The 22,106-nt window shown below is 71.1% G+C and carries 10 protein-coding genes; 2 read left to right on the forward strand and 8 right to left on the reverse strand.

Annotation, left to right across the window (positions count from 1 at the left end):
• The first annotated feature begins 49 nt into the window (after positions 1 to 49).
• Both BN977_RS02460 and BN977_RS02465 read left to right on the forward strand, forming a co-directional pair.
• Entirely contained in the window at positions 50 to 1,255 is a 1,206-nt protein-coding gene (locus tag BN977_RS02460) for a glucosamine kinase (RefSeq protein ID WP_036396177.1), read from the forward strand.
• Entirely contained in the window at positions 1,252 to 2,226 is a 975-nt protein-coding gene (locus BN977_RS02465) for an SIS domain-containing protein (RefSeq protein WP_036396180.1), read from the forward strand. The genes BN977_RS02460 and BN977_RS02465 overlap by 4 nt, the downstream gene beginning before the upstream one ends.
• Positions 2,227 to 2,229: 3 nt before the next feature.
• Here BN977_RS02465 and BN977_RS02470 read toward each other — a convergent pair whose 3' ends face one another.
• Genes BN977_RS02470 through BN977_RS02505 form a run of 8 tightly spaced genes read right to left on the reverse strand, consistent with a single transcriptional unit; the run spans position 2,230 to position 22,008 of the window.
• Positions 2,230 to 2,439, reverse strand: coding sequence for an MbtH family protein (locus tag BN977_RS02470; protein WP_024453378.1), 210 nt, complete (start codon positions 2,437 to 2,439; stop codon positions 2,230 to 2,232).
• Positions 2,417 to 3,715: an NADPH-dependent L-lysine N(6)-monooxygenase MbtG gene (gene mbtG, locus BN977_RS02475; protein WP_036396182.1), complete on the reverse strand. Its 1,299-nt coding sequence runs from the start codon at positions 3,713 to 3,715 to the stop codon at positions 2,417 to 2,419. Before mbtG ends, BN977_RS02470 begins: the two co-directional genes overlap by 23 nt.
• Positions 3,712 to 8,133, reverse strand: a complete 4,422-nt coding sequence (locus BN977_RS02480; RefSeq protein ID WP_036396184.1) for a non-ribosomal peptide synthetase — start codon at positions 8,131 to 8,133, stop codon at positions 3,712 to 3,714. The genes mbtG and BN977_RS02480 overlap by 4 nt, the downstream gene beginning before the upstream one ends.
• Positions 8,130 to 13,514 carry a non-ribosomal peptide synthetase gene (locus BN977_RS02485; protein ID WP_036396186.1) on the reverse strand — a complete coding sequence of 1,795 codons (5,385 nt, stop codon included), beginning with the start codon at positions 13,512 to 13,514 and terminating at the stop codon, positions 8,130 to 8,132. Before BN977_RS02485 ends, BN977_RS02480 begins: the two co-directional genes overlap by 4 nt.
• Entirely contained in the window at positions 13,511 to 16,426 is a 2,916-nt protein-coding gene (gene mbtD / locus BN977_RS02490) for a mycobactin polyketide synthase MbtD (RefSeq protein ID WP_036396188.1), read from the reverse strand. Before mbtD ends, BN977_RS02485 begins: the two co-directional genes overlap by 4 nt.
• Positions 16,423 to 17,748: a beta-ketoacyl [acyl carrier protein] synthase domain-containing protein gene (locus BN977_RS02495; RefSeq protein ID WP_036396190.1), complete on the reverse strand. Its 1,326-nt coding sequence runs from the start codon at positions 17,746 to 17,748 to the stop codon at positions 16,423 to 16,425. Before BN977_RS02495 ends, mbtD begins: the two co-directional genes overlap by 4 nt.
• A complete protein-coding gene (locus tag BN977_RS02500; protein ID WP_024453384.1) occupies positions 17,738 to 18,505 on the reverse strand; it encodes a thioesterase II family protein in 768 nt (255 codons plus the stop codon). The genes BN977_RS02495 and BN977_RS02500 overlap by 11 nt, the downstream gene beginning before the upstream one ends.
• Positions 18,502 to 22,008 carry a non-ribosomal peptide synthetase gene (locus BN977_RS02505; protein WP_036396192.1) on the reverse strand — a complete coding sequence of 1,169 codons (3,507 nt, stop codon included), beginning with the start codon at positions 22,006 to 22,008 and terminating at the stop codon, positions 18,502 to 18,504. The genes BN977_RS02500 and BN977_RS02505 overlap by 4 nt, the downstream gene beginning before the upstream one ends.
• Positions 22,009 to 22,106: the final 98 nt, after the last annotated feature.

Consider the following 22,106-nt stretch of genomic DNA (forward strand, 5'->3'; position numbering starts at 1 on the left):
CGGCGAAAGGACCGACAGCTTGGCCCCGTTGCCTGTCACCATTTCGTCGATGAACTCAGACCCCACCGATCTGCTCGACCTCGGGGCCGGGCACGCGCTGGCCGTGATCACCCACGACGGCGGCGCCTCGGCAATACCCGTGCGGGCCGATGACGGTCGCTGGCGACGCGCGGCCGCCGGTGACGGGGTGGCCGAAGCCCTCATCCGGCTGCTCACCGCCGGCCCCGGACGGTCCGAGCACGGTCGCTTCACCGTGACCTCCTGGGCCGGGCGTCGCGCGGCGCGGGGCGAACGCCCGATCACCGTCGACCAGACCAACGAATCGGTCATCGTGGGCGAGGTCGCCGTCGTCAAATGGGCCACCCATCTGGAGCCGGGCCCGCATCCGGCCCCGCAGCGGCTGGCCGGCCTGACCGCGGCCGGCTTCACGGCGATGCCGACACCGTGGGGCCTGGTCACCTGGCGCCCGGACGACGGCGCCGAGACCTTGGTGGCGACCGTCACCGGATACCTGCCGGGCGCGGTCGACGGCTGGACCTGGGCGGTCGACTTGTTCGCCGCCGCAACACATGCCGGCGACCCGTCGGCCGTCGTCGCGGCGTGCGCGGCCGTGGGAACCGCCGTGGCCGACCTGCACGCCGCACAGGCCGCCACCGCGACCACCGCCACCGCGCAGGACGCCCGGCGTTGGCGTGACGGCGCCATGGACACCCTGGAGACGGCAAAGACGTTGGCCGGCAACGGGACCGCACAACTGTTGGCTGACCGCGACACCGAGGTGATCCGGGTGCTGGACAGCCTCGGCGGCCTGGACGGGGTACCCATCCTGGACGCGCACGGCGACCTGCATGTCGGGCAGGTGCTGCGCAGCGAGCACCGGTTCGTGATCACCGATTTCGACGGCAACCCGGTGCTGCCGCCGTGGCAGCGGGTGCTGCCGGTGCCCGCGGCGCTCGACGTGGCGGGCATGCTGCAGTCCCTGTCGCACGTCGCGATCGTGGTGGCCAGACACCACGATGTCGACCCGGACGGTCTACGCCGGATCGACGCGGCGGCGCAGGCGGCATTTCTCGATGCGTACACCACCGCGCTCACCGCATCCGGCCGGCGGCAGCTGTTCTCGGCCGAGGCGGTGCCCGCGTTCCGGCTACAACAAATTCTGCGCGAAATCGTCTACGCCGGACGCCATCTGCCGCGGTGGATGTACGTCCCCGACGCCGCGCTGCCCGCCCTGCTGGAAGGTGTGAAACCGTGAAGCCCCTGGAGTTCGCTCGCGACCTGGCCCGCAAACCGGAAGTCCTGGCCGGGCTGGCCGACGCACTGACCACCGCCAATCCGTGGGCCGAGGCCCTGCCGGACACCGTCGACCGCGTGGTGTTCCTCGGGATGGGATCCTCCGCTTACGCCGCAGGCGTCGCCGCCGCCCGCCTGCGTGCCCGCGGGGTGTACGCGGTCTCCGATCTCGCCTCGACCCGGCTGTTGCCGGCGTGGGGTCCGGGGACCGTCGTCGTGGTGACCTCCGCATCCGGTGGGTCGGTGGAAACCCTTGACGCGCTGCACCGTATCGACCGCGACGCGACACTGGTGGCGGTGACCAACACGCCCGGCTCGCCGATCACCGACATCTGCGGCCGCACCGTGGACCTGCTGGCCGAACCCGAGGCCGGTGGGGTGGCGTGCCGCAGTTTCCAGCACACGCTGGCCCTGTTCCTGGCCCTGGAGTGTCACCTGACGGGGACATCGACGGCGGCGCTGGTGGACACCGTGCGGGCGGCGGCCGGCGCGAGCGAATGGCTGTTGTCGACGGAGCAGGACTGGCGCCCCGAGATCTCGGACCTGCTGCTCGGCCCCGACGAAACCCACATGTGCGCACCGGCGCACCGACTTTCGTCGGCGCAGCAGGGCGCGCTGATGTTCCGGGAGGGCCCGCGGCGCGCGGCCACCGGCAGCGAGACCGGCGAGTGGAGCCATGTCGACGTGTACCGCACCAAGAACACCGACCTGCGGCTGCTGGTCTTCGCGGGGTCGCCGTGGGAGGACCAGATGGCCGAGTGGGCCGGCCCGCGGAACACCGCGATTGTCGGGGTGGGCGGCGCGGTGCCCTGCGCCACTGCGACGCTGCGTTATCCCGGTGACGAGGACGACGATGTCCGGCTGCTCACCGAGACGCTGATCCCCGAACTCGTCGCCGCGCGGGCCTGGCAGCAAGCCGAGGGCCCCGCCTGACGTTCAGGACATCGCGTCGCGCAGGCTCTTGGGCCTCAGATCGGTCCAGCTCTCCTCGACGTAGGCCACGCAGTCGGCCCGGGTGCTCTCGCCGAAGACCACCCGCCAGCCGGCGGGCACGTCGACGAACGCCGGCCACAGGCTGTACTGCTCCTCGTCGTTGAGCAGGACGTAGAAGGTGCCGTTCTCGTCATCGAACGGATTGGTGCTCATGGCTGCTCCTCTTGGCAACGGTGGTGAACGCGGGCGAGCCGAGGACCCGGTCGGACAACCGGCCCAGGCAACTGAGATTCGGGAAGCCCGGCCCCTGGGTGAGCCCGGCGAGCCCGGGCAGGAACAGTTTCGGCTCGACATCCTCGACGGCCAGGTCGTGGCCGATCGCCTCCTGGAGGCGGTCGCCGGTCAACGGGCCGCCGAGCCCGAGCTCGAGCACATCGAGGGCCTCCTGGCGCAGCAGCGGCTGGAACCACATCGCGTTGGCGCCGGACCCGTCGATCACCAGATCGAAACCGTGCACCGTCTCCAACCGCTCGCTGCCCCGCTCGGTCTCCAGGGTGAGCCGGATGCGCTCGTCGCGGGCCACCGCATGGGCCACCCGGCCGCGCAGGTGCCGGATCCGGTCGTCGGCGAGCAACGCCTCCTGCACGCGCACCGAGAACACCCCGCGGTCGGTTCGGTTCATCGCGTCCCGCTTCTCCGCCAGGGTCAGCCCGTCCCAGTGGGTGGGGTCCGAATACAGCGTGTTCTCGAAGAAACCCTCGCCGCGGGTGAACAACGTCACCTGCGGCGAGATCACGGTGATGGTCGAAACCCGGTGCCGGAACAGTTCGTCGAGCATGGTGCCGGCGGTCTCACCGCCGCCGATGACCGCCACCCGGTCCGCGGCGATCAATTCCTGCGCGGCGGCCCGATGCCAGAACTGCGCGATGGACAGCACCCGCGGGTTACCGGGTAGCAGCGAGCGCTCCGCCTGCCCTGGGCCGGTGATCATCAACGCGTCGGCACGCACAGTCTGCTCCCGCGTCGTGAGCTCCCAGCCCGACCCGGGATCGCCGTGCTGCAAGCCGATCCCGGTGACCTCCCCCAGCGTCACCGACATTCCCACCCGGTCGGCCACCCACTGCAGGTACTGGCTCCACCGCCGGTGGGCGGGTGCGGGCCGGCCGCGGTCCACCCATTCGGCGAACTGCCCCGTGCTGATCAGATAGGACTGCCAGCTGTGCCGCATCATCCGCTCGTCCAGTTCGGCGTTGCGCCGCGGCACCAGGGCCGACTGGTACGGGAAGCCGACATCCTTCTCCGGGCCGGTGCCCAGCCGGTGCGCTCCGTCGGTCCAGCCGCCGGCGGCCTGCCAATTGGCCGCGATCGCGGTGCGTTCCACCGCGATCACCTCCGGGGCGTCCACCCCCATGGCGCGCAGTTCGGCCGCCTTGGCCGCGACGGCCACGGCCTTGGCGCCGGCACCGATGATGGCCAGCTTCTGTGTCATGTTGCGATCACCTCTCGTAAGGCGTCCTGCCACATCGCCTGCAAGGCGGCGACGTCGGTGGCGGACAGGATGTCGGGCAGGGTGCGCCACTGGCTACCCAGTACGGGCACCCCGTCGCGTTCGAGCAGCGCCACGTTGAGCGTGAGCTCGTGGCGGACCGCCAGACCGGGCTCCGGGGTCGGGGACAACTTGGCCAGCAGGTCCCGGTCGGGCAGCAGGGCGTCGGATCCACCCGCGTGGTGGATGCGGCCCAGATAGTTCAGCAGGACTTGCGGATCACGTTGCGCCCCAAGCCGTTCCGCGGTGTCGGTGCGCAGGTACCGCAGCAGCGGATAGTCGATACCGTCGCCGGGGATCGGCGCCACGGTGTCGTCGGCGACCCGCAGCGGGTAGATCGCGCTCAGCAGGCCGACGGTGTCACCGGTGTCGATCCGGCCGGAGTCGTCGGCCAGCCCCGCCGCCACGACGGCATCCGCGCGGCCGTGGGTTTCCAATGCCAGCAGCGGCGCCGGTGTCGCCTGTCCGCGGGCCCGTCGCCAGGCGGTGATCATCCGGGCGGTCGCCGCCGCCAGCAGGTCGGGCACCACACCGGCCGTCACCCGGGCCGTCACCTCCGGATCGGTGAACGACATGCTGACCACCACATCGCCGACCCGGTCGGTGGCCGGGCAGACCCGGCGGCTGCCCAGTTCCGGATCGTCACCGACGAGTTGGGCCTCCCAGAAGTCACAGGTGTCCAGCTTCAGGGCGCGCTCGGCCAGGATGTTGGACCACCGCCGCAACGACGTGTGTTCCCGCACGGGGGGCGGCGGGTGACCGGAAGCCACCGCATGCCAAGCGGTTTCCAGCTCACCGAGGACGATCCGCCACGACGCCGGGTCCATGGCCAGGACGTGCGCGGTCAGCAGCAGCACGTCGGCACCACTGTCGTGGTGCAGCAGCACCGCGCGCAGCATCTCCCCCGCCGCCGGGTCCAGGCGCGCCAGCGAGTGCTCGGTGTGCTGGGCGACGGCCGTCACCAGGTCACCGGAGACCGAAGCCTCGGTCAGCACCTCGCCGACCGGATGCGCGACGAGGGTCATGGTGGCGGGGTCCAGCCTGCTACGCAGCGCCTCGTGACCGTCGATCACGGCGCGCAACACCGTGTCCAGCCGATCCCGTGTCACTCCGGGTGGCAGCCGGATCGCCTCCGTCTGGGCCAGCCGGCGCGAATCGCCGTGCGCCAGCAGCCAATGCCCGGCGGGCAGCAACGGGATCGGGCCGGTGTCCTCCGGATCGGCCTGCGCTTCGGCCGCTTCCGCGGCGTCGGCATCCAGGGCCTGCGCGAGTTCACGGATGCTGGCGCATTCCAGCATCAGCCGGGCCCGCACCGGGATACCGCGGCGGCGCACCGCCTGCACCACCGACAGCGCCACGATGCTGTCCAGGCCGAGGTCGAGGAAATCCGCGGTGACGTCCACCCGCTGCACGTCGAGCAGGTCGCCGAGCACCTCGGCGAGCACCGTCTCGGTGGCGGTGGCCGGGCCGGTCACCTCGTCGCCGTCGTGCCGGGCGTCCAGCGCGGCCAATGCGGCGTCGTCGACCTTCCCGTGGGCGGTCAACGGGATCTGGTCCACCTCGATGATGTGATGCGGGACAAGGTATCTGGGCAACGTAGTGGCCAGATGCCCACGCAGCCCGGCGGTGCGCTTCCCCGTCGCTTCGCTCGCCCCGCCACCTTTCCCCGTCGCTTCGCTCGCCCCGCCACCTTTCCCCGTCGCTTCGCTCGCCCTGATGACGACATAGGCCGTCAACCGCGGACCGTTGCGGTGCCGGCGCACCGCCACATGTGCATGGCTCACGTCGGGATGGCGGTGCAGGGCCGCGGCCACCTCACCGGGTTCGACCCGGAAGCCGCGGATCTTCACCTGATCGTCGCTGCGGCCGATGAACTCCCACGCGCCGTCCGGCCCACGGCGCACCACGTCACCGGTGCGGTACATCCGGGCACCGGGAACGAACGGGTCGGCGACGAACCGGCCCGCGGTCTCCCCCATCCGGCCCAGATATCCCCGGGTCAGCTGACCACCGGTCAGATACAGCTCGCCGGCCACCCCGTCGGGCACCGGCCGCAGCCAGCCGTCCAGCACCCGCGCGCTGGTGGGGTCGGTGGGATGCCCGATGCACGGCTGCCGGTGGTCGGCGATCCTGGCGACGACGGCCTCCACGGTGGTTTCGGTGGGGCCGTAGCAGTTGTGGGCGCGCACCCCGGTGCGGGCGCATTCGGCCTGGATGGCCTGCCAGGCCGCGGTGTCGATGGCCTCACCGCCCAGGGCCAGCACCGCCAGCGGGACGGTGCTCAGCAGCCCGGCGGCCCGCAGCTGGCCGAACATCGACGGGGTGGTGTCGATCATGTCCAGGCGGAACCGGGCGATCTCGGCGACCAGCGCCTCGGCGTCGCGTTGCACGGCGTCGCCGACGATGTGGACGCAGTGCCCGTCCAGCAGCGCCACCAGCGGTTGCCAGGCGGCGTCGAAGGTGAACGACCAGGCGTGCGCGATGCGTAGCCGCCGTCCGGCCGGCCGCAGCACGTTGCGCGCATGGTCGGCGGCGTAGGCCAACAGGGCCTGGTGGGTCCCGATGACGCCCTTGGGTTTTCCGGTGGTACCGGACGTGAACACGATGTAGGCGCCCTGCCCCGGCCGCACCGGTGCGGGGGTGAATTCGGGTATCGGCGCATCGGCGACCGCGGCGAGGACGGTGTCATCGACGATGACCGCGGCACCGGTCTGTCCGATGATCTCGTCGATGCGGGCGGCAGGCATGCCGGGATCCAACGGCACGATCATGCCGCCGGCCTTGAGTACGGCCAGCATGGCGACGACGTAGTCGGGCCCGCGGCGCAGCAGGATCGGCACCGGGGTCTCGGTGGACACCCCACGGCGGACCAGTTCGGCGGCCAGCCGGTCGGCGGCCTCGTCGAGTTGCCGGTAGGTGAGTTCCCCGCCGGCCCAGCTCAGCGCGACCGCGCCCAACCGGTCGGCGGCGGCCTCGGTGAAGGCGGTGTGGAATCCGCCCGGGTAGGTGTGGGTGTCCTTGGCGGGCACCACCGCGGCCTCGTCGCCGACGGTGACGGTGACCTCGCGCAGCGGGCGGTCCCAGTGCGCCAGCAGACCGCGCACCACCGCCAGCACCCGGTGCCCGAGGGTCTGCGGGTCCACCAGACCCAGTGCACCGTCCAGGGTTTCGACCAGCACGGTGAGCCGGCCGTGCGTGGGATGCGCGGCGATGGTGATGGGGAAATGCGACAGGCTTTCCAGCGCGGACGGCCGGATCACCGCACCGCCGAGATCGAAGTCGCCGCTGCCGACCAGACCGCCCGGCGGGAAGTTCTCGTACACCAACAGGGTGTCGTACAACTCGCCGATCCCGCCGGCCGACCGCAGCTCGGTGTGGCTGAGGTAGCCGTGGTCGCGCAGTTCGGCGGCCTCCCGTTGCAGGGCAAGGCATTGCGCGCCGACGCGGCCCGCCGGGTCGAGACGGACGCGCAGCGGCACGGTGTTGATGAACAGACCGACCATCGATTCGACCCCGGCCAGGTCGTCGGGCCGGCCCGACACCGTCACCCCGAACACCACATCGGATCGGTCGGTGCACGCGGACAGGATTGTGGCCCAGGCCATCTGGAACAGCGTGCTGACGGTGACGCCGCGGGCGCGGGCGGCGTCGAGCAGGTCGGTGGTGCCGGCCTCGTCGAGGGTCACCTCGGTGCGCCGCGGCAGCCCGGGCGCGGCCTCCCGGCCCGAGAGCGCGGGGGCCAGCATGGTCGGGCCGTCCAGGCCGGCGAGGTGGGCGCGCCAGCGCTGCCGGCTGACCTCCGGGTCTCGGGCGGCCAGCCACCCGATGTAGTCGCGATACGGCCGGGGTTGCGGCGGCAGCGCCGTCAGGTCACCCCCGGCGCGATACAGCCCGAGCAGTTCACCGACGAACACCGGCAGCGACCATCCGTCGATGACGATGTGATGCGCGACGACCACCAAACGCCACCGGGAATGCGGCATCTCGGCCAACAGGAAGCGGATCGCCGGGCCGCGCACCAGATCGAACGGGCGGCGGCGCGCCTCGTCCTCCAAGGCGGCCGCTTCCGCCTCGGTGTCGACGACGACATGCTGCCAGGGTAGGTCGAAAGTCGCGGGCACCACCGCGACCGGACGGCTGAGCTTGCCCTGGAAGAAGCTCACCCGGACATTGGGGTGGCGCTCGAGCATCGCCTCGGCGCAGGACCGTAGCAGCGCCGCGTCCAGGCTGCCCTCGACGTCGGCGGCCATCGCGATGAAGTACGGATCGGCGCCGCCGTCGGTGAGGCCGGCCAGCGAGTACAGCCCCTGCTGCAGCGGGCTGAGGGCCATCACATCGAGGATGGCCGGGGCATCGGTCATGGTGTTTGCCACCCAGCCGTCAGCTCGGCCAGCTCATCGGCGGACAACCCGGAGGCCGACATCGGGGCGTGCCGGGTGTCGGCGGCCTGCGCCTGCCCGGCCTTGGCGTCCAGCGCGGCCGCCAGTTCGGCCAGCACCGGATGCTCGAATACCATCCGTGCCGTCAGCGGCACCCCGTTGTCACGGGCGCGGGCGGCCAGTTGCACGGCCAGGATGCTGTCCCCGCCGAGGGTGAAGAAGTCGTCGTGCCTACCGAACTCCTCGACCCCGAGCAGCGTGGTGAGCATCGCGGCCAGCGTGCGTTCGGTGTCGGTCGCGGCCGGTTCGAACGGGCCCGACGAGGCCAGCACCGGACGCGGCAGCACCACCCCGTCGAGACTGTCGAGCACCGTGATACGGAGCGCCGCAAACTCTTCGGGTAGTGCGGCGCGCACGGTGTCGGCGAATGCGGCGACGTCAACCTGCGGGTCGGCCGGCACCACGTAGCCGGCCAGCACCGCGCCGGTGCGGGTGTCCCAATACCGGGTGAGCGCGGCCGCCACCCCGGCCACCGCTTCCAGGGCAGCCTGCGCCCGGTGGTCACCGTGCGCCACGTACTCCAGTGCCCCGGTGTCGCTCCAGCGGGCGCGGTCACCGGTCCGGTACAGCCGGGTGCCGGGCAGGAACGGGTTGGCCGGATACCGGAATCCTGCCGCGGCCGAGGAGTTCTGGTACGCCTCGTCGATGGCGCCGCCGACGTAGTACACGTCGCCGATCACTCCCGCCCCGACCGGGGACAGCCATTCGTCGAGCAGGTACACCCGGTTCGCCCCTGCGGTCTGCGGCAACCCCGGCTCGGGGGCAGCGGCGGCGCTCCACTGTGCCACCTGCTCGGCACCGCCGATCGCGATATCGCGCAGGGTGTGGTCGGGGTGGTGGGCGAAGGCGTCCACGACCCGCAGCAGCCAGTCCACCAGGCGTTGTGCGGTGGCCCGCTGGTACAGCTCGGTGCGGTAGATGACGGTGCCCTGGTAACCCGCCGCGGCGGTGGCGAAGAAGTTCAGCGACAGGTCGGCGTGCGCCACGTCGAATGTGGGTTCCAGTGCGGTGAACCGGGTCTCGCCGTCCGTGGAGGAGTCGATGACCCGGTCGGCCGGTAGCTCCTCACGCACATGCACGACGACCCCGAACAGCGGGTTGCGCGACAGCGACCGGACCGGGCTGACCGCATCCACCACCCGGTCGAACGGCAGGTCCTGGTGGGCATACGCCGCCAGCGCCATCTCGCGGGCACGCCGGAGCACCTCCCGCACCGTCGGGTTACCGGACAGGTCGTTGCGCAGCACGACGATGTTGATGAAGAACCCGATGAGCTGATCCAGCTCCGGTTCGGTCCGGCCGGCCACCGGCGTGCCCAGTGGGATGTCGGTGCCCTCACCGGCCTTGTGCAGCGCCACGGCGACGGCGGCCTGCAGCAGCATGAACTCGGTGATGCCGAGTTCGCGGGTCAACTCGGCCAACCGGGCCCGGGTGTCGGCGTCGATGGTGAAGCTCAGCGCCTCACCCTCGCCCGTCGGTACCGGCGGGCGAGGGAAGTCCGGCCGCAGCCCGTTCTCCTCGGGCAGCCCGGACAACCGGTCGGTCCAGTAGTCGCGTTGCGCGGCAAGCGCATCTCCGGCGAGCAGTTCGGCCTGCCACGCCGCGTAATCGGCGTACTGCACCGGCAGCGGTTCGAATTCCGGCGCTGCGCCGGCGCGGCGGGCGCGGTAGGCGGTGAGCACATCGGTGAACAGCACACCGGCCGACCAGTGATCGGCGGCGATGTGGTGCACCACCAGGGACAGCACGTGATGGTCGGGCGTGCTCAGCACGGCCGCGCGGATGGGCCGGTCGTGTTCCAGGTCGAAGCAGTGGCGGCGTTCGGCGTCGAGTTCACGCTGCAGCCAGGCGTCGTCGTTCCCGCGGGCGCGGCGCACCGGCACCGGTTCACTCGGGTTGACGATCTGGTAAGGTGCGCCGTCGATTTCGCGGTAGGTGGTGCGCAGGATCTCGTGCCGGTCCACCACGTCGGTGATCGCGGCGACGAACGCCTCGACATCACTGGGTCCGGTGAGCCGCGCCGCGAACGGGATGTTGTTGACCGGGTTCGGTCCGTCGATGCGGAACTGGAACCACTGCCGCAACTGCGCCGCGGACATCTGCAGCGGCCCCGTGCGGTCTACGCGAGTCATGTCGGGCCGGTCGCTGCCACCACCGGTGGCGCGTGCGGTATCGATATGTGCGGCCAGCGCCGCCACGGTGGCCAGCTCGAAGACCTGCTGCACACCGATGTCGACGCGGCACCGCGCCCGCACCGCGGCAACGAGTTTGGTGGCCAGCAGCGAATGGCCGCCCAGATCGAAGAACGAGTCGTCGGCGCCGACCCGCACGCGGCCCAGCAGCTCGGCGAACAACCCGGCGATGACCCGTTCGGTGTCGGTGCCGGGTTCACGGTATTCGGTGCCCGCGGAGATCTCCGGTTCGGGCAGCGCGTTGCGGTCGATCTTGCCGTGTGCGGTGATCGGGATCTCGCCGATCTCCACATAGGCGGCCGGGATCATGTACTCCGGCAACGCCGCGGCCACCCGGGCGCGAATCCGGTCGACCTGCACGGCGTCGCCGTCGGCGGCCGGCGTCACGTACGCGACCAGACTGCGACCCAGGGTCGGGAGGTCGCTGACCACCACGACGGCCTGCCCGACCGACGGGTCCACCGAGATCGCGGCGGCGATCTCGCCGAGTTCGATGCGGAAGCCGCGGATCTTGACCTGTTCGTCGGCCCGGCCGACGAATTCGATATCGCCATCGGCGTTGCGGCGGGCCAGGTCACCGGAGCGGTACATCCGGCCGCCGGGATTGAACGGGTCGGCGACGAAGCGTTCGGCGGTCAGGCCATGCCTGCGGTGGTAGCCGTGCGCGACATGGGTTCCGCCGATGTAGATCTCGCCGATCACACCGACCGGCACCGGCTGCAGCGCGTCGTCGAGCAGGTGGATGGTGGTGTTGATCTTGGGCGTGCCGATCGGCACGATCCGGGCACCCTGCTTGCCCTCGACCTTGAACCGGGTGCAGTTGAGCACCGTCTCGGTGGGGCCGTAGAAGTTGTGCAGCAGCGCGTCGAAGGTGGCGTGGAATTTGTCGGCCACCTCACCGGGCAGCGCCTCCCCGCCGATCGGGACGCGTTGCAGGCTGCGCCATTCGCTGACGCCGGGCAGGGACAGGAACAGGCCGAGCAGCGACGGCACGAAGTGCATGGAGGTGATGCCCTCGTCACGCAGCAACGCAGTCAAGTAGCCGATGTCACCGAGACCACCGGGCTTGGGGATGACCAGCCGCGCCCCGGCGGCCAGCATGCCGAACAGCTCGCCGATCGACACGTCGAAACCCTGGGAGGCCACCTGCAGCAGCCGGTCGTCCTGGGATACCTGGTACTCGTCCCCGAACCAGACGAAGTACTCGGCGATGGGTCGGTGCGGCACCGGAACGCCTTTGGGCAGACCGGTCGAGCCGGAGGTGTAGATCAGGTAGGCGGTGTTGCCGGGCAGCAACGGCCGGACCCGGTCGGCGTCGGTGGGATCAAGCGTGCTGAAGCTCTCCAGATCCGGGACGGGTTCCCGGATCACGACTTTCGGGTCCGAATCGGACAGGATGTAGCTCAGCCGGTCCTCGGGGTAGCCCGGGTCGACGGGGAGGTACACCCCGCCGGCCTTCACGATGCCGAGCGCGGTGATCACCAGTTCCGGCGATTTCTCCAGCAGCACCGCCACCCGGTCCTCGGTGCCGACCCCCTGGCCGATCAGCCAGTGCGCCACCCGGTTGGCTTCCTCGTTCAGCTCACGGTAGCTGTACTGCCTGCCCTCGTACACCACGGCGACGGCGTCCGGGGTGCGGGCCGCCTGGTCCTGCACCAGTGCGGTCAACGTGGTCGGCGGCGTGTCGAAGCGCTCGCCCTGGGACACGGCCCGCAGCCAGGCCTCGTCCTCGGCGGTGAACAGCCCGAGACGCTGCACCGGGGTGTCGGGTTGCGCCAGGGCGTTGTCCAGCAGAACGGCGAAGTGCGCCAACATGTTCGAGGCCAGCTCGGCGTCGACGATCTCGGTGAGGTGCTCGGCCTCGACGGTGGCCCCGTCGGCGTTCCACTCCACCATGAAACCCAGCGGCAGCTGGGTGACGTGACTGCGCAGCTCGGCACGCGTGCACGCGATGCCCGCAGGCCGGAAGCCACCGCCGTCAGGTTCGCGGAACCCGAAGCTGACGCGGGTCATCCGCTCGGCGCCGTGCCGCCGGTCCGGGTTCAGTTCGGCCACCACCCGGTCCAGGTTGACGCGCTGGTGCGCGAACGCCGCGAGGGCGGTGTCGCGCGCCGCGGTGACCAGATCGCGGAAACTCTGGGTGCCCCTGGGCCGCAACCGCATCGCCACGGTGTTGCCGTAGTACCCGATCGCCTCGTCGGTACCGCGGTTGACCACGGGACTGGCGACCAGGAAGTCGTCGGTGTGGGTGTAGCGGTGGATCAGCGCCCCGAATGCGGCCAGCAGCACCATGTACGGCGTGGCGCCGGTGTCGCGGGCCAGCGCGGCGACCTTGTCCACCGTGCCCGCCGGAAGCGCCAACGTGCTCAGCTGCGAACGGAATCCGGTCGGCACGGCCGACCCGGACGGGCCGGGCAGTTCCAGCGGCTCGGGCGGGTCGGCCAGCACGGTGCGCCAGTGCGCCAGGTCCTCGTCGGTGGTGTCAGCGACGGGCGCCGGCGGGCGCGGGGTGGGGCCGAGGTCCGCACCTTCGTAGGCCCGGGTGAGGTCGGCGAAGAACACCCGCCAGGATCCGTCGTCCCAGGCGATGTGGTGTGCCACCAGCAGCATCACGTGTTCGTCGGTGCCGGTGCGCACCAGCGTGATCCGCAGCGGCGAGTCGGTGCGCAGGTCGAACGGGGTGCCGAATTCCCGCTGCGCCAGCACCTCCAGCCGCAGCGCGCGCGCCCGTTCGGACTTGTCCGACACGTCGTGGTAGGCCCAGCCCGGACGCAGAGCGTCGTGCACGGTGGGCGCCGGTTCGCCGGTCTCGTCGGTGGCGTAGGTGGTGCGCAGGATCGGGTGCCTGCGTCCGACGGCGTCGACCGCCGCATGCAGTTGCGCGGGGACCACCGGTCCGGTGAGCCGGTAGGAGACGCAGACGTTGAGCAACACCCCGGTGGGATCGGCGCTCTGCACGAACCACATCCGACGCTGGCCGTCGGACAGTGCGGCGGGATCCGGTTCGGTGGCCTGCGCGGCGGACAACCCGCGCTCGGCGAGTTTGCGCCGCATCAGCTCGAGCCGGGCGTCCTGCCCGGTGGTGGTGGTGGCATCTGCGATATCAGTCACGCGACAGTGCTTTCCTTATCGGTCTTGTGGAGATCAGTCTTTGCCAGATGCTCGATCAGCTCGGTACCGGTGACGCCGCCGAGGATCGTGGCCAGCGGAACCTTGTGCCCGGTGGCCTGCATGAGTTTCTTGCGGAGATCGAGGGCCAACAACGAATCGACGCCCAGGTCGAGTAACGATTCGGCCAGGTCCAGCGCGCCGGTATCGGTCACCTTCAACACCGCCCCGAGTGCGGTCCGCACGGCGCCGGCCGGATCGCTGCCGACCGTGGCCGCGAGGGCCGGTTCGGGGACGGCGGCACCGTCGTGCGCGCCACCGAGGAAGGTGTGCAACCGGCCCGGGTCGGCGGAGAACACCAGGGGGTCGGCCGCCCAGTCCCGCAGGCAGACATGCGCGGCCCGGTCCGGGACCATGGCCACCAGGCCGGAGCGCTGCACCTTGGTGATCTCGTCCGCGTCGATGATGCCGGTGCCCGGCCACAGGCCCCAGCGCACCGCCGTGCAGTGGCGGCCCGCGGCCCGGTGCTGGGCGGCCTGCACGTCGAGTAACCGGTTGGCGGCGGCGTAGGCGATATGACCTCGCCCACCCCAGAGTCCGGATACCGACGAGCACAACAGGATTCGGGCGTCGGTGCGCAGCGGCCAGGCGGCCGCGAACCGGTCGAATCCGGTGACCTTGGCCGCCACGGTCTGTGCGAACGCCGCCGCGGTGAGCTGTCGGTGCTCGGTGATGGTGGCCGCACCCGCGGCGTGGATGACCAAAGACGCTGCGGCGGAACCTGTTTCGGCGATGGCGGCGGCCAACGCGGCCGGGTCGGTGATATCGCAGCGGGGGGCGACGATGTCGGCGCTCAGTTCGGCGAGCTCCGTCCCGTCGACACCGTCGCGGCTGAGCAGCACGATGCGGCGCGCACCCTGCTCGGCGAGGTAGCGGGCCAGGTGCAGGCCGACGACACCGGTGCCGCCGGTGATCACCACCTCGTCCAGCACGCCGGAGTCCGGTGTCCACGCGGGGGTGCTGATCTGTTCGTCGCGGGTGGACCGCCGGTAGGCGATGCCGTCCCGGATGGCGAACTCACCGGCCGGGCCCAGCAAGATGTCCACCGCGGCCTCGTCCAGCGTGCTGTCCGGCAGGTCCAGGTGGCCGAAGCGGTGGTCCGGGAATTCCAGCCCCAGGCTGCGGTGCATGGCCCCCAACGCGGCCTGTGCGGGCAGCGGCGCCGGGTCGCCGGGGCGGACCTGTTCCCCGTTGACGGTGACGAGCCATACGTCGCGGTCGGTACCGCTCAGCGTGTCGGCGTAGTCGAGCAGCCCGGATTCGATCCGGCCGGCGAGTGCTCCGGCGGCCGTGACGGTGTCGGTGCCGTCCAGCGCGGGGGCCACCACGATGAGCAGATCGGCGTCCGCGGGCTCCGCGGTGGCCAGGCGGTGGGTCAGCGCGGCGCCGAGGTTGCTGTCCGCGCCGATGACCGCGGCCCGCCGGGCGGCGGACCTGGCCGGGACATGCGGTTGCCACTGTTCGACGGCCACACTGATGCCCGCGACCGGTGGCAGGGGAAGTGGGGTGGCCCAGAGGTGTTCGGAGCGCATCGGGGCGAACGGGAAGTTCGGCAGCGGCGCGATGGCCCCGGTGCTCGCGGTGGACCCGGTGACGTGGTCGGCCCAGCGGTAGCCCGGATCGTTGACGGCGACCGCGGCGATATTGGCCGCCAGCCGGTCGGTGACCGGTTCGTCGCGCCGGCCGGAGCCTACGGCGAGCACGTCGGCGACCTCCAGGTCGTCGACCACGTCGCCGAGCGCGTACAGCAGCGCCGGGTGCGCGGACAGCTCGACGAAGGTGCGCGCACCGCCGTCGACGGCCGCGGCGACGGCACGGTCGAACCGCACGGTGCTGCGCAGGTTGGTGTACCAGTAGTCGGCGAAATCGGTGCCCGCCGCCACCACGGCACCGGTGGCCGAACCGATGAACCGGACCGGGGCCTCGGCGAATTCGCCGGCAGGCAGCAGCGCATCGAGCTCGGACCGCAGCGGGTCCAATTTGCTGGTGTGCGCCGGGAACCACATCTCGATCTCACGGGCGAAGAACCCGCGGTCGGTGACATCGCGCACCAGCGATGCGATGGTCGCGGTGTCGCCCGACACCGCCACGGAGGACTTCGAGTTGACCACCGACATCTCGGCCCAGCCGTCGGTGCCGGCGACGGCCTGCTCCGCCGCCTCCGGCGGCAGTCCGAGGACCGCAACGCGGTAGGGCCCGGTCAGTCCGTCGAGCAAGGTGGCGCGTGCGGCGACGACGCCGACCGCCGCCTCCAGGGTGATGGTGCCCGCGACATGGGCGGCGCCGATCTCACCGAGGCTGTGCCCCACCGTGATATCGGGCAGCACGCCGCAGGACCGCCACACCCGGGCCAGGGCAACCCCGTGCACGAATTGGGCGCCCTGGATCTGCACCTGGGTGAAATCGTTGGTCGCCGCGCCGGGCTCGGCCAGCAGGTAATCCAGTGGCGATGCGTGCCCGGCGGCCGCGAACGCGGCCGCGCAGCGGTCGGCCTCGGCCCGGTATTCGGGCAGCCGGTCGTAGGCCTCGACGCCCATCGACGGCCACTGGCTGCCTTGGCCGGGGAACACGAAGGCGAGGTTGTGCGCCGGCTGCGCGGACCGCGCCACCAGCGGGTGGTCACCGCCGGTCGCCACCGCGTGCAGGGCGTCCGTCAGCTCACCGATATCGGCGGCGCGGATCACCGTGCGGTGCTTGCGGATCCGGCGGGTGCGCAGCACGGTTGCCGCCACGGCGGCGACGTCGGTGGGCCGCCGCTGCAGGTATCGCACGATGGCGGCGGCGTCCTGGGCGATGAGGTCCTCGGCGTGCGCGCTCAGCAGTACCGGCACGCGTCCGTCGGGCAGTGCGGTCACCGGCCGTCCCCCGCATCCGGTATCGCCACCACGACATGGGTGTTGGTGCCGCTCATCCCGAACGCGGAGACCGCACCGATCCGCACGCCGTCGGTGGCCGGCCACGGTGTCAGCTTGGTGGCCAGGCGCAGACCTTGGCTCTCCCAGTCGATTTCGCGGCTGGCTTCGTCGGTGTGCAGGCTGGCCGGCACCGAGCCGTGCTGCGCCGAGACGATCACCTTGGCCAGCCCGAGCGCCCCGGCCGCGGCCTGGGTGTGCCCGATGTTGGATTTGACCGAGCCCAGCAGGGCGCCGGCGCCCGGCGCGGTGGCACCGTAGGTGCGGGCCAGGGCGCGCAGTTCGGTGCGGTCACCGAGCCGGGTGGCGGTGCCGTGGCCCTCGATCATGCCGACGTCCTCGGGGGTCAGGCCGGCCGCGGCGATGGCCCGGCCGAACAGCCGTTCCTGCGCGGTGCCGCTGGGTGCGGTGAGACCGACGGTGCGGCCGTCGGAGTTGACGGCGGTGGCCCGTACCTCGGCCAGCACCGGCCTGCCGTCGCGGATCGCGGCGGACTTGCGCTGCAACAGGAACATTCCCGCTCCTTCGGCCCACACCGTGCCGCTGGCGTGGGCGCTGTAGGGACGGCAGTGCCCGTCATCGGAGAGGGCGTGCTGTTTGGAGAACTCGACGAAGTAACCCGGGCTGCCCATCACGCAGACGCCGCCGGCCAGCGCCATATCGCAATCACCGGCGCGCAGGGCCCAGACGGCGGTGTGCAATGCGGCCAGCGCCGAGGAGCAGGAGGTGTCGACGGTCAGTGCGGGTCCGGCCAGGTCCAGGGTGTAGGCGATCCGCCCGGAGATCACCCCGAGCGAGGTCCCGGTGATGAGATGACCACTGTGCGAGGAGAATTCCGACAGCAGCGGCCCGTATTCGAGTGCCGAGGCGCCGACATAGCAGCCCACGTCGTGGCCGGCGAGATCGTCGGGATTGATGCCGGCATTTTCGATGGCGCGCCAGGCCAGCCGCAGCGCGACCCGCTGCTGCGGGTCCATCGCGACCGCCTCGCGGGGTGAGATGCCGAAGAAGGCCGGGTCGAAATCGCCTGCGCTGTCCAAGAATCCACCGAGGTCGTGGATCTGTTTGAAGCCGTCGCGCAGGGACCCGTCCAGCAGCTCGGCGATCGCCCAGCCGCGGTCGGTGGGGAAATGCCCCAGCGCTTCGCGCTGCTCGGCGAGCAGGTCCCAGAACGCGTCGGCGGTGTCGACACCGCCCGGCGCCTCGACCGCCATCCCGACGATCACCACCGGATCGTCGTCGTATCGCGGCGAATCAGAGCTCATTGATCAGCTCCGCCACGTCCGCGGTGTGGTCGTTGATGTAGAAGTGCCCGCCGTCGAAGATGGAACAGGTGAAGGCACCAGCGGTGTGGGATGCCCAGCGGCGCAGCATGGTTTCGCTGATCCGGTGATCGCGGTCCCCGCCCAGGGTGTGGATGTCGGCGTCGATGCGCACGTCGTCGGCGCAGCTGTACCGGTTGAACGCGGCGTAGTCGGCGCGGACCGCCATCAGCAGCAGCTCCACGAAATCCTCGTCCTCCAGCAGCTGCGGGTCGGTGCCGCCGAGATCGACCATCTCGGCGATGATCTCGTCCTGCGCCATCGGCAGCGCGGGTGACGCGGCCACCGCGGCGGGCGCTTCGCTGGCCGATACCCACAGGGCCGCCACCTCGACGCCGCGCTGCTGGGCCACCCTGGCGAATTCGAAGGCCACCACCGCGCCCATGCAATGCCCGAACAGCCGCAGCGGCCCGAGCCGATCCCAACTGCCGGCGTCGAACAGGTCGGCGGCCAGTTCGGTGACGGTGGCCGGCGCCGGGTGGGTCAGCCGGTCACCGCGCTGCGGGTACTGCATGACGTAGGCGTCGGCACCGGCCGCCGCCAGGGCGGTGCCCAGCGATCGGTAGGCCAGTGCGGCGCCACCGGCGTGCGGGAACACCAGGGTCGGCGCGCCGGCTGAACCGATCCCCCGGTCGCTTCGCTCCTGCCCCCGGGAGTACCGCTTGACCCAGGGCGCGAACGTGAGATCCGCGGCGGTCACGAGGCCGCGGCGGCGTCGAGGGCGTGCACCACGTCCGCGTCGTCCATCTGGGCGACCTCCAGATACAGCTCGGCGACCTGGTCGAGCCGGTCGCTGCCGGCTTCCCGCGCCGTCAGGCGCGCGGCGAGGGCCTCGACGGTGCGGGTGGCGAAGATGTCGGGCACCATCACCGTCGGGGTGTCCAGCCATTCCCGGATCCGCGCCACCGCGGTGGTGGCCAGCACCGAATCCCCGCCGAGCGCGAAGAAGTCGTCGTCGACACCGATGCTCGACGTGCCGAGCAGCTCGCCGATGATGGCCGCCAGCGCCCGCTGCACCGGGGTGACCGGCATCCTGCGGTCGGCGTCCGGTCCGTCGCCGACCACCTCGGCCAGGATCCGGGCGGCGGCACGGCGGTCGGTCTTGCCGGCGAGGGTGAACGGGATGCGGTCGACCAGCTCGATGTGCCGCGGAATCATGTGCGGCGGAACGAGTTCGGCGATGGACGCGGTGATCCTCGGGATATCCAGCCCGGGATCGTCGAGGCTGACGAGTGCGGCCAGCACGTCGGCGCGCCGGGCGCCGGCCGCGGGCACGATGCCGGCGACCGCGGCGCGCACACCGGGAATGCGCTGCAGCGCCGCCTCGACGTCACCGAGTTCGATGCGGTACCCGCTGATCTTCACCCGGTGATCGGCGCGGCCGATGAACTCCAGGGTGCCGTCGGGCCAGTACCGGGCCAGGTCGCCGGTGCGGTACCAACGCCGGCCGTCGTGCTCGACGAAACGTTCGGCGGTCAGCTCCGGCTTGCCGCGGTAACCGGACGCGATACCGCGCCCGCCGATCCACAGTTCCCCGGGCACCCAGTCCGGGCAGTCGGCGCCGAACGAGTTGACCACGCGTGCAGCGTTGTTCGGGAACGGCACGCCGTAGGGCACCGCGGTCCAGGCCGCCGGCATGTCGGTGCCGGCTTCGTGGATGGTGGCGTGGATCGCGGTTTCGGTGGCACCGCCGAGTCCGGCGACCCGGACCCCGGGCGCCTGGGTTTGCAACCGGCGCACCATGGCGGTGCGCACCCAGTCCCCACCGGTGAGGACCACCCGCAGTGCAGAAAGCAGGTCAGCCGTTCCGGTTTCGACGAGCATCTCCAGGCTGCCGGGCAGGAAGTTGAGCACGGTGACCCGGTGCTCGTGGATCAACCGGGCCCAGGTGTCGGGGTTACGGCGGTCCGCCTCGTCGACGGCGACGATCGCGCCACCGGTGGCCAGGGTGGCGAATACGTCGAGCACGGACAGGTCGCATTCCAGGGTCATCAGCGCCAGGCACCGATCATCCGGCCCGATCCCGAAGTGTCCGTAGAGGAATTCGGCGGTGTTCATCGCCGCGGCATGGTTGACCTCCACGCCCTTGGGTTCACCGGTCGACCCGGAGGTGAACAACACGTAGGCCAGTTCCTGCGGGTCGGCGAGCACGGGCGCGAACCCGGGGTCGTTGGCCACCGCGCGTCGCCCCACCCGCAGTGCCTCCGGGATGGTCAAGGCGGGCAGCCAACTGGGTTCCTGGTCACCGCACACCAATGCCATCCGCACGCCGCCGGTGTGCAGGATGCGCTCGGCCCGTTCAGTCGGTTGATCGACGCCGATCGGTAGGTAGATCGCGCCGGCGGACAGGATGCCGAGCAGCGCGGTGATCTGGTCGGCGCCCTTGGGGCCGAGCACCGCCACGGTGTCACCGGGTTTGATGCCCGCGGTGTGCAGGGCGGCGGCGACGGCCAGCACCTGCTCGCGCAGTTCGGCGTAGGTCAGGGTGCCGGCGGAGCCGATGACCGCGGTGGCGTCCGGGTTGGCGGCGGCCGAGGTGAAGAACCCGGCGTGCAGCGGTTGCCCACCGGTGTCGGCGGTCGTGCCGTTGAGCCGCTCCCGAACGGCGCGCTGCTCGGCGCTGATCAGCGGGGCGCGGGTGGTCTCCCAGGCGGTGTCGTCGGCGGCCAGCCGGAGCAGTTCGCCGATGTGCCGGTCGAACATGGCGTCGATCAGCCCGGCGGGGAACGCGTCCTCGCGGACGTCCCAGTTCACCAGGATGCCGCCGTCGAATTCGGTGACCTGGGCGTCCAACAGCACCTGCGGGCCTTGCGAGTTGATCCACACCGGCTTACCGAAGGTGTCGGTGACCTCGGCGGCGAACAGTTCGCCGAGGCCGAGCGCGCTGGTGTAGACCACCGGTGCCAGCACCTGGGTGCCGCGGTGGCGGCTGAGGTCGCGCAGCACCGACAGGCCGGGATAGGCGGCGTGCGCGGCCGCGCTGCGGAACACCTGCTGCACGGCGCGGGAACGGGCGGCGGCCGTGTCGGCGGTGCGCAGGTCGATGTCGAGCAGCAACGACGAGGTGAAATCACCGACCAGCGCGTCGACGTCGGGGTGGTGCTGTTCGCGGCCGAACATCGGCACGTTGAGCAGGAAGCGTGGTTCGGCCGACCACCCGGCCAGTGCATCGGAGAACGAGGCAGCCAGGGCCATCGCGGGTGTGACGCCGCGCCGGCGGGCGGCATCGAACAGGGCGTCGCGGGTCTGCGGGTCCAACCAATGATGACGGCGGGTGGTGTGGCGCGGGTCGGCCTGCTCGGCCTGGGGCACCACCGGCAACCGCGGCGGGTCCGGCAGTTCGGGGATGCGTTCGGCCCACCACTGCCGATCGGCGTCGGCCGACCCGTCGGTGGGTTGCTGGGTCGCGGCGAGCCGGTACTGCCGGTAGGTGTATCCGAGCGGGGCCAGGTCGGCGCCGTTGTACAGCCGCGTCAGGTCCGACATCAGCGTGCGGTAGCTCATCGCGTCGGCGGCCTGCATATCCAGGTCGACGTGCAGCCGGGAGCGGCCGCCGGGCAGCAGGGTCAGTGCCAGCTCGAACACCCCGTGCTCGAGCTGCTGGTGCGACTTGGCACGACGGATCTGCGCCAGTGCTGCTTCGACGTCACCGGATTCGCGCAGATCGACCAGTTGCACCGGGAATGGTTGCGGCACCGCGCCGATGCGCTGCGTGCCGTCGGGCAGGAATTCGACCCGCAACATCGGATGCCGTTCGGCGAGTTTGGTCGCGGCCCGGCTGAGCCGGTCGTAATCGACGGTGTCGCCGTCGAATTCGACGTACAGGTGGCCGGCGACCCCGCCGAGCTGCTGATCGCCTTCCCGGCCGATCCACATGGCGTGCTGCATCGGCGCGAGCGGAAACGGCTCGCCGGAATTCGAATCCTCTTCGATGTCAACGGCTTCGGCGGCGGCGTGGACGTCATCCCCGCCGATCAGTTCCGACCATGCGCGCACCGACGGTTGCGCCGCGAGTGATGCGAAGTCGATGTCGATACCCTTTTTCCGCCATTTCCCGGCCAGCGACATCATCCGGATGGAGTCCAGCCCCTGGCTGACGAGGTCCACCTCGGGGTCGATGTCGGCGGCGGTGATGCCGAGCAGATCGGCGATCTCTTGCCGGATGGTCTCTGAAATCTCCGAGGCATTCACAGCAACACTCATCACGCCTCCCAACGCCGTCCAATCGCTTAGCAAAGGCTGCCCTAATTTCGAGAAGGCTACCCTATATTCGGACTACCGAACACGCCTACCCCGAAGGG

This window comes from Mycolicibacterium cosmeticum, from assembly GCF_000613185.1.
GTDB lineage: Bacteria > Actinomycetota > Actinomycetes > Mycobacteriales > Mycobacteriaceae > Mycobacterium > Mycobacterium cosmeticum.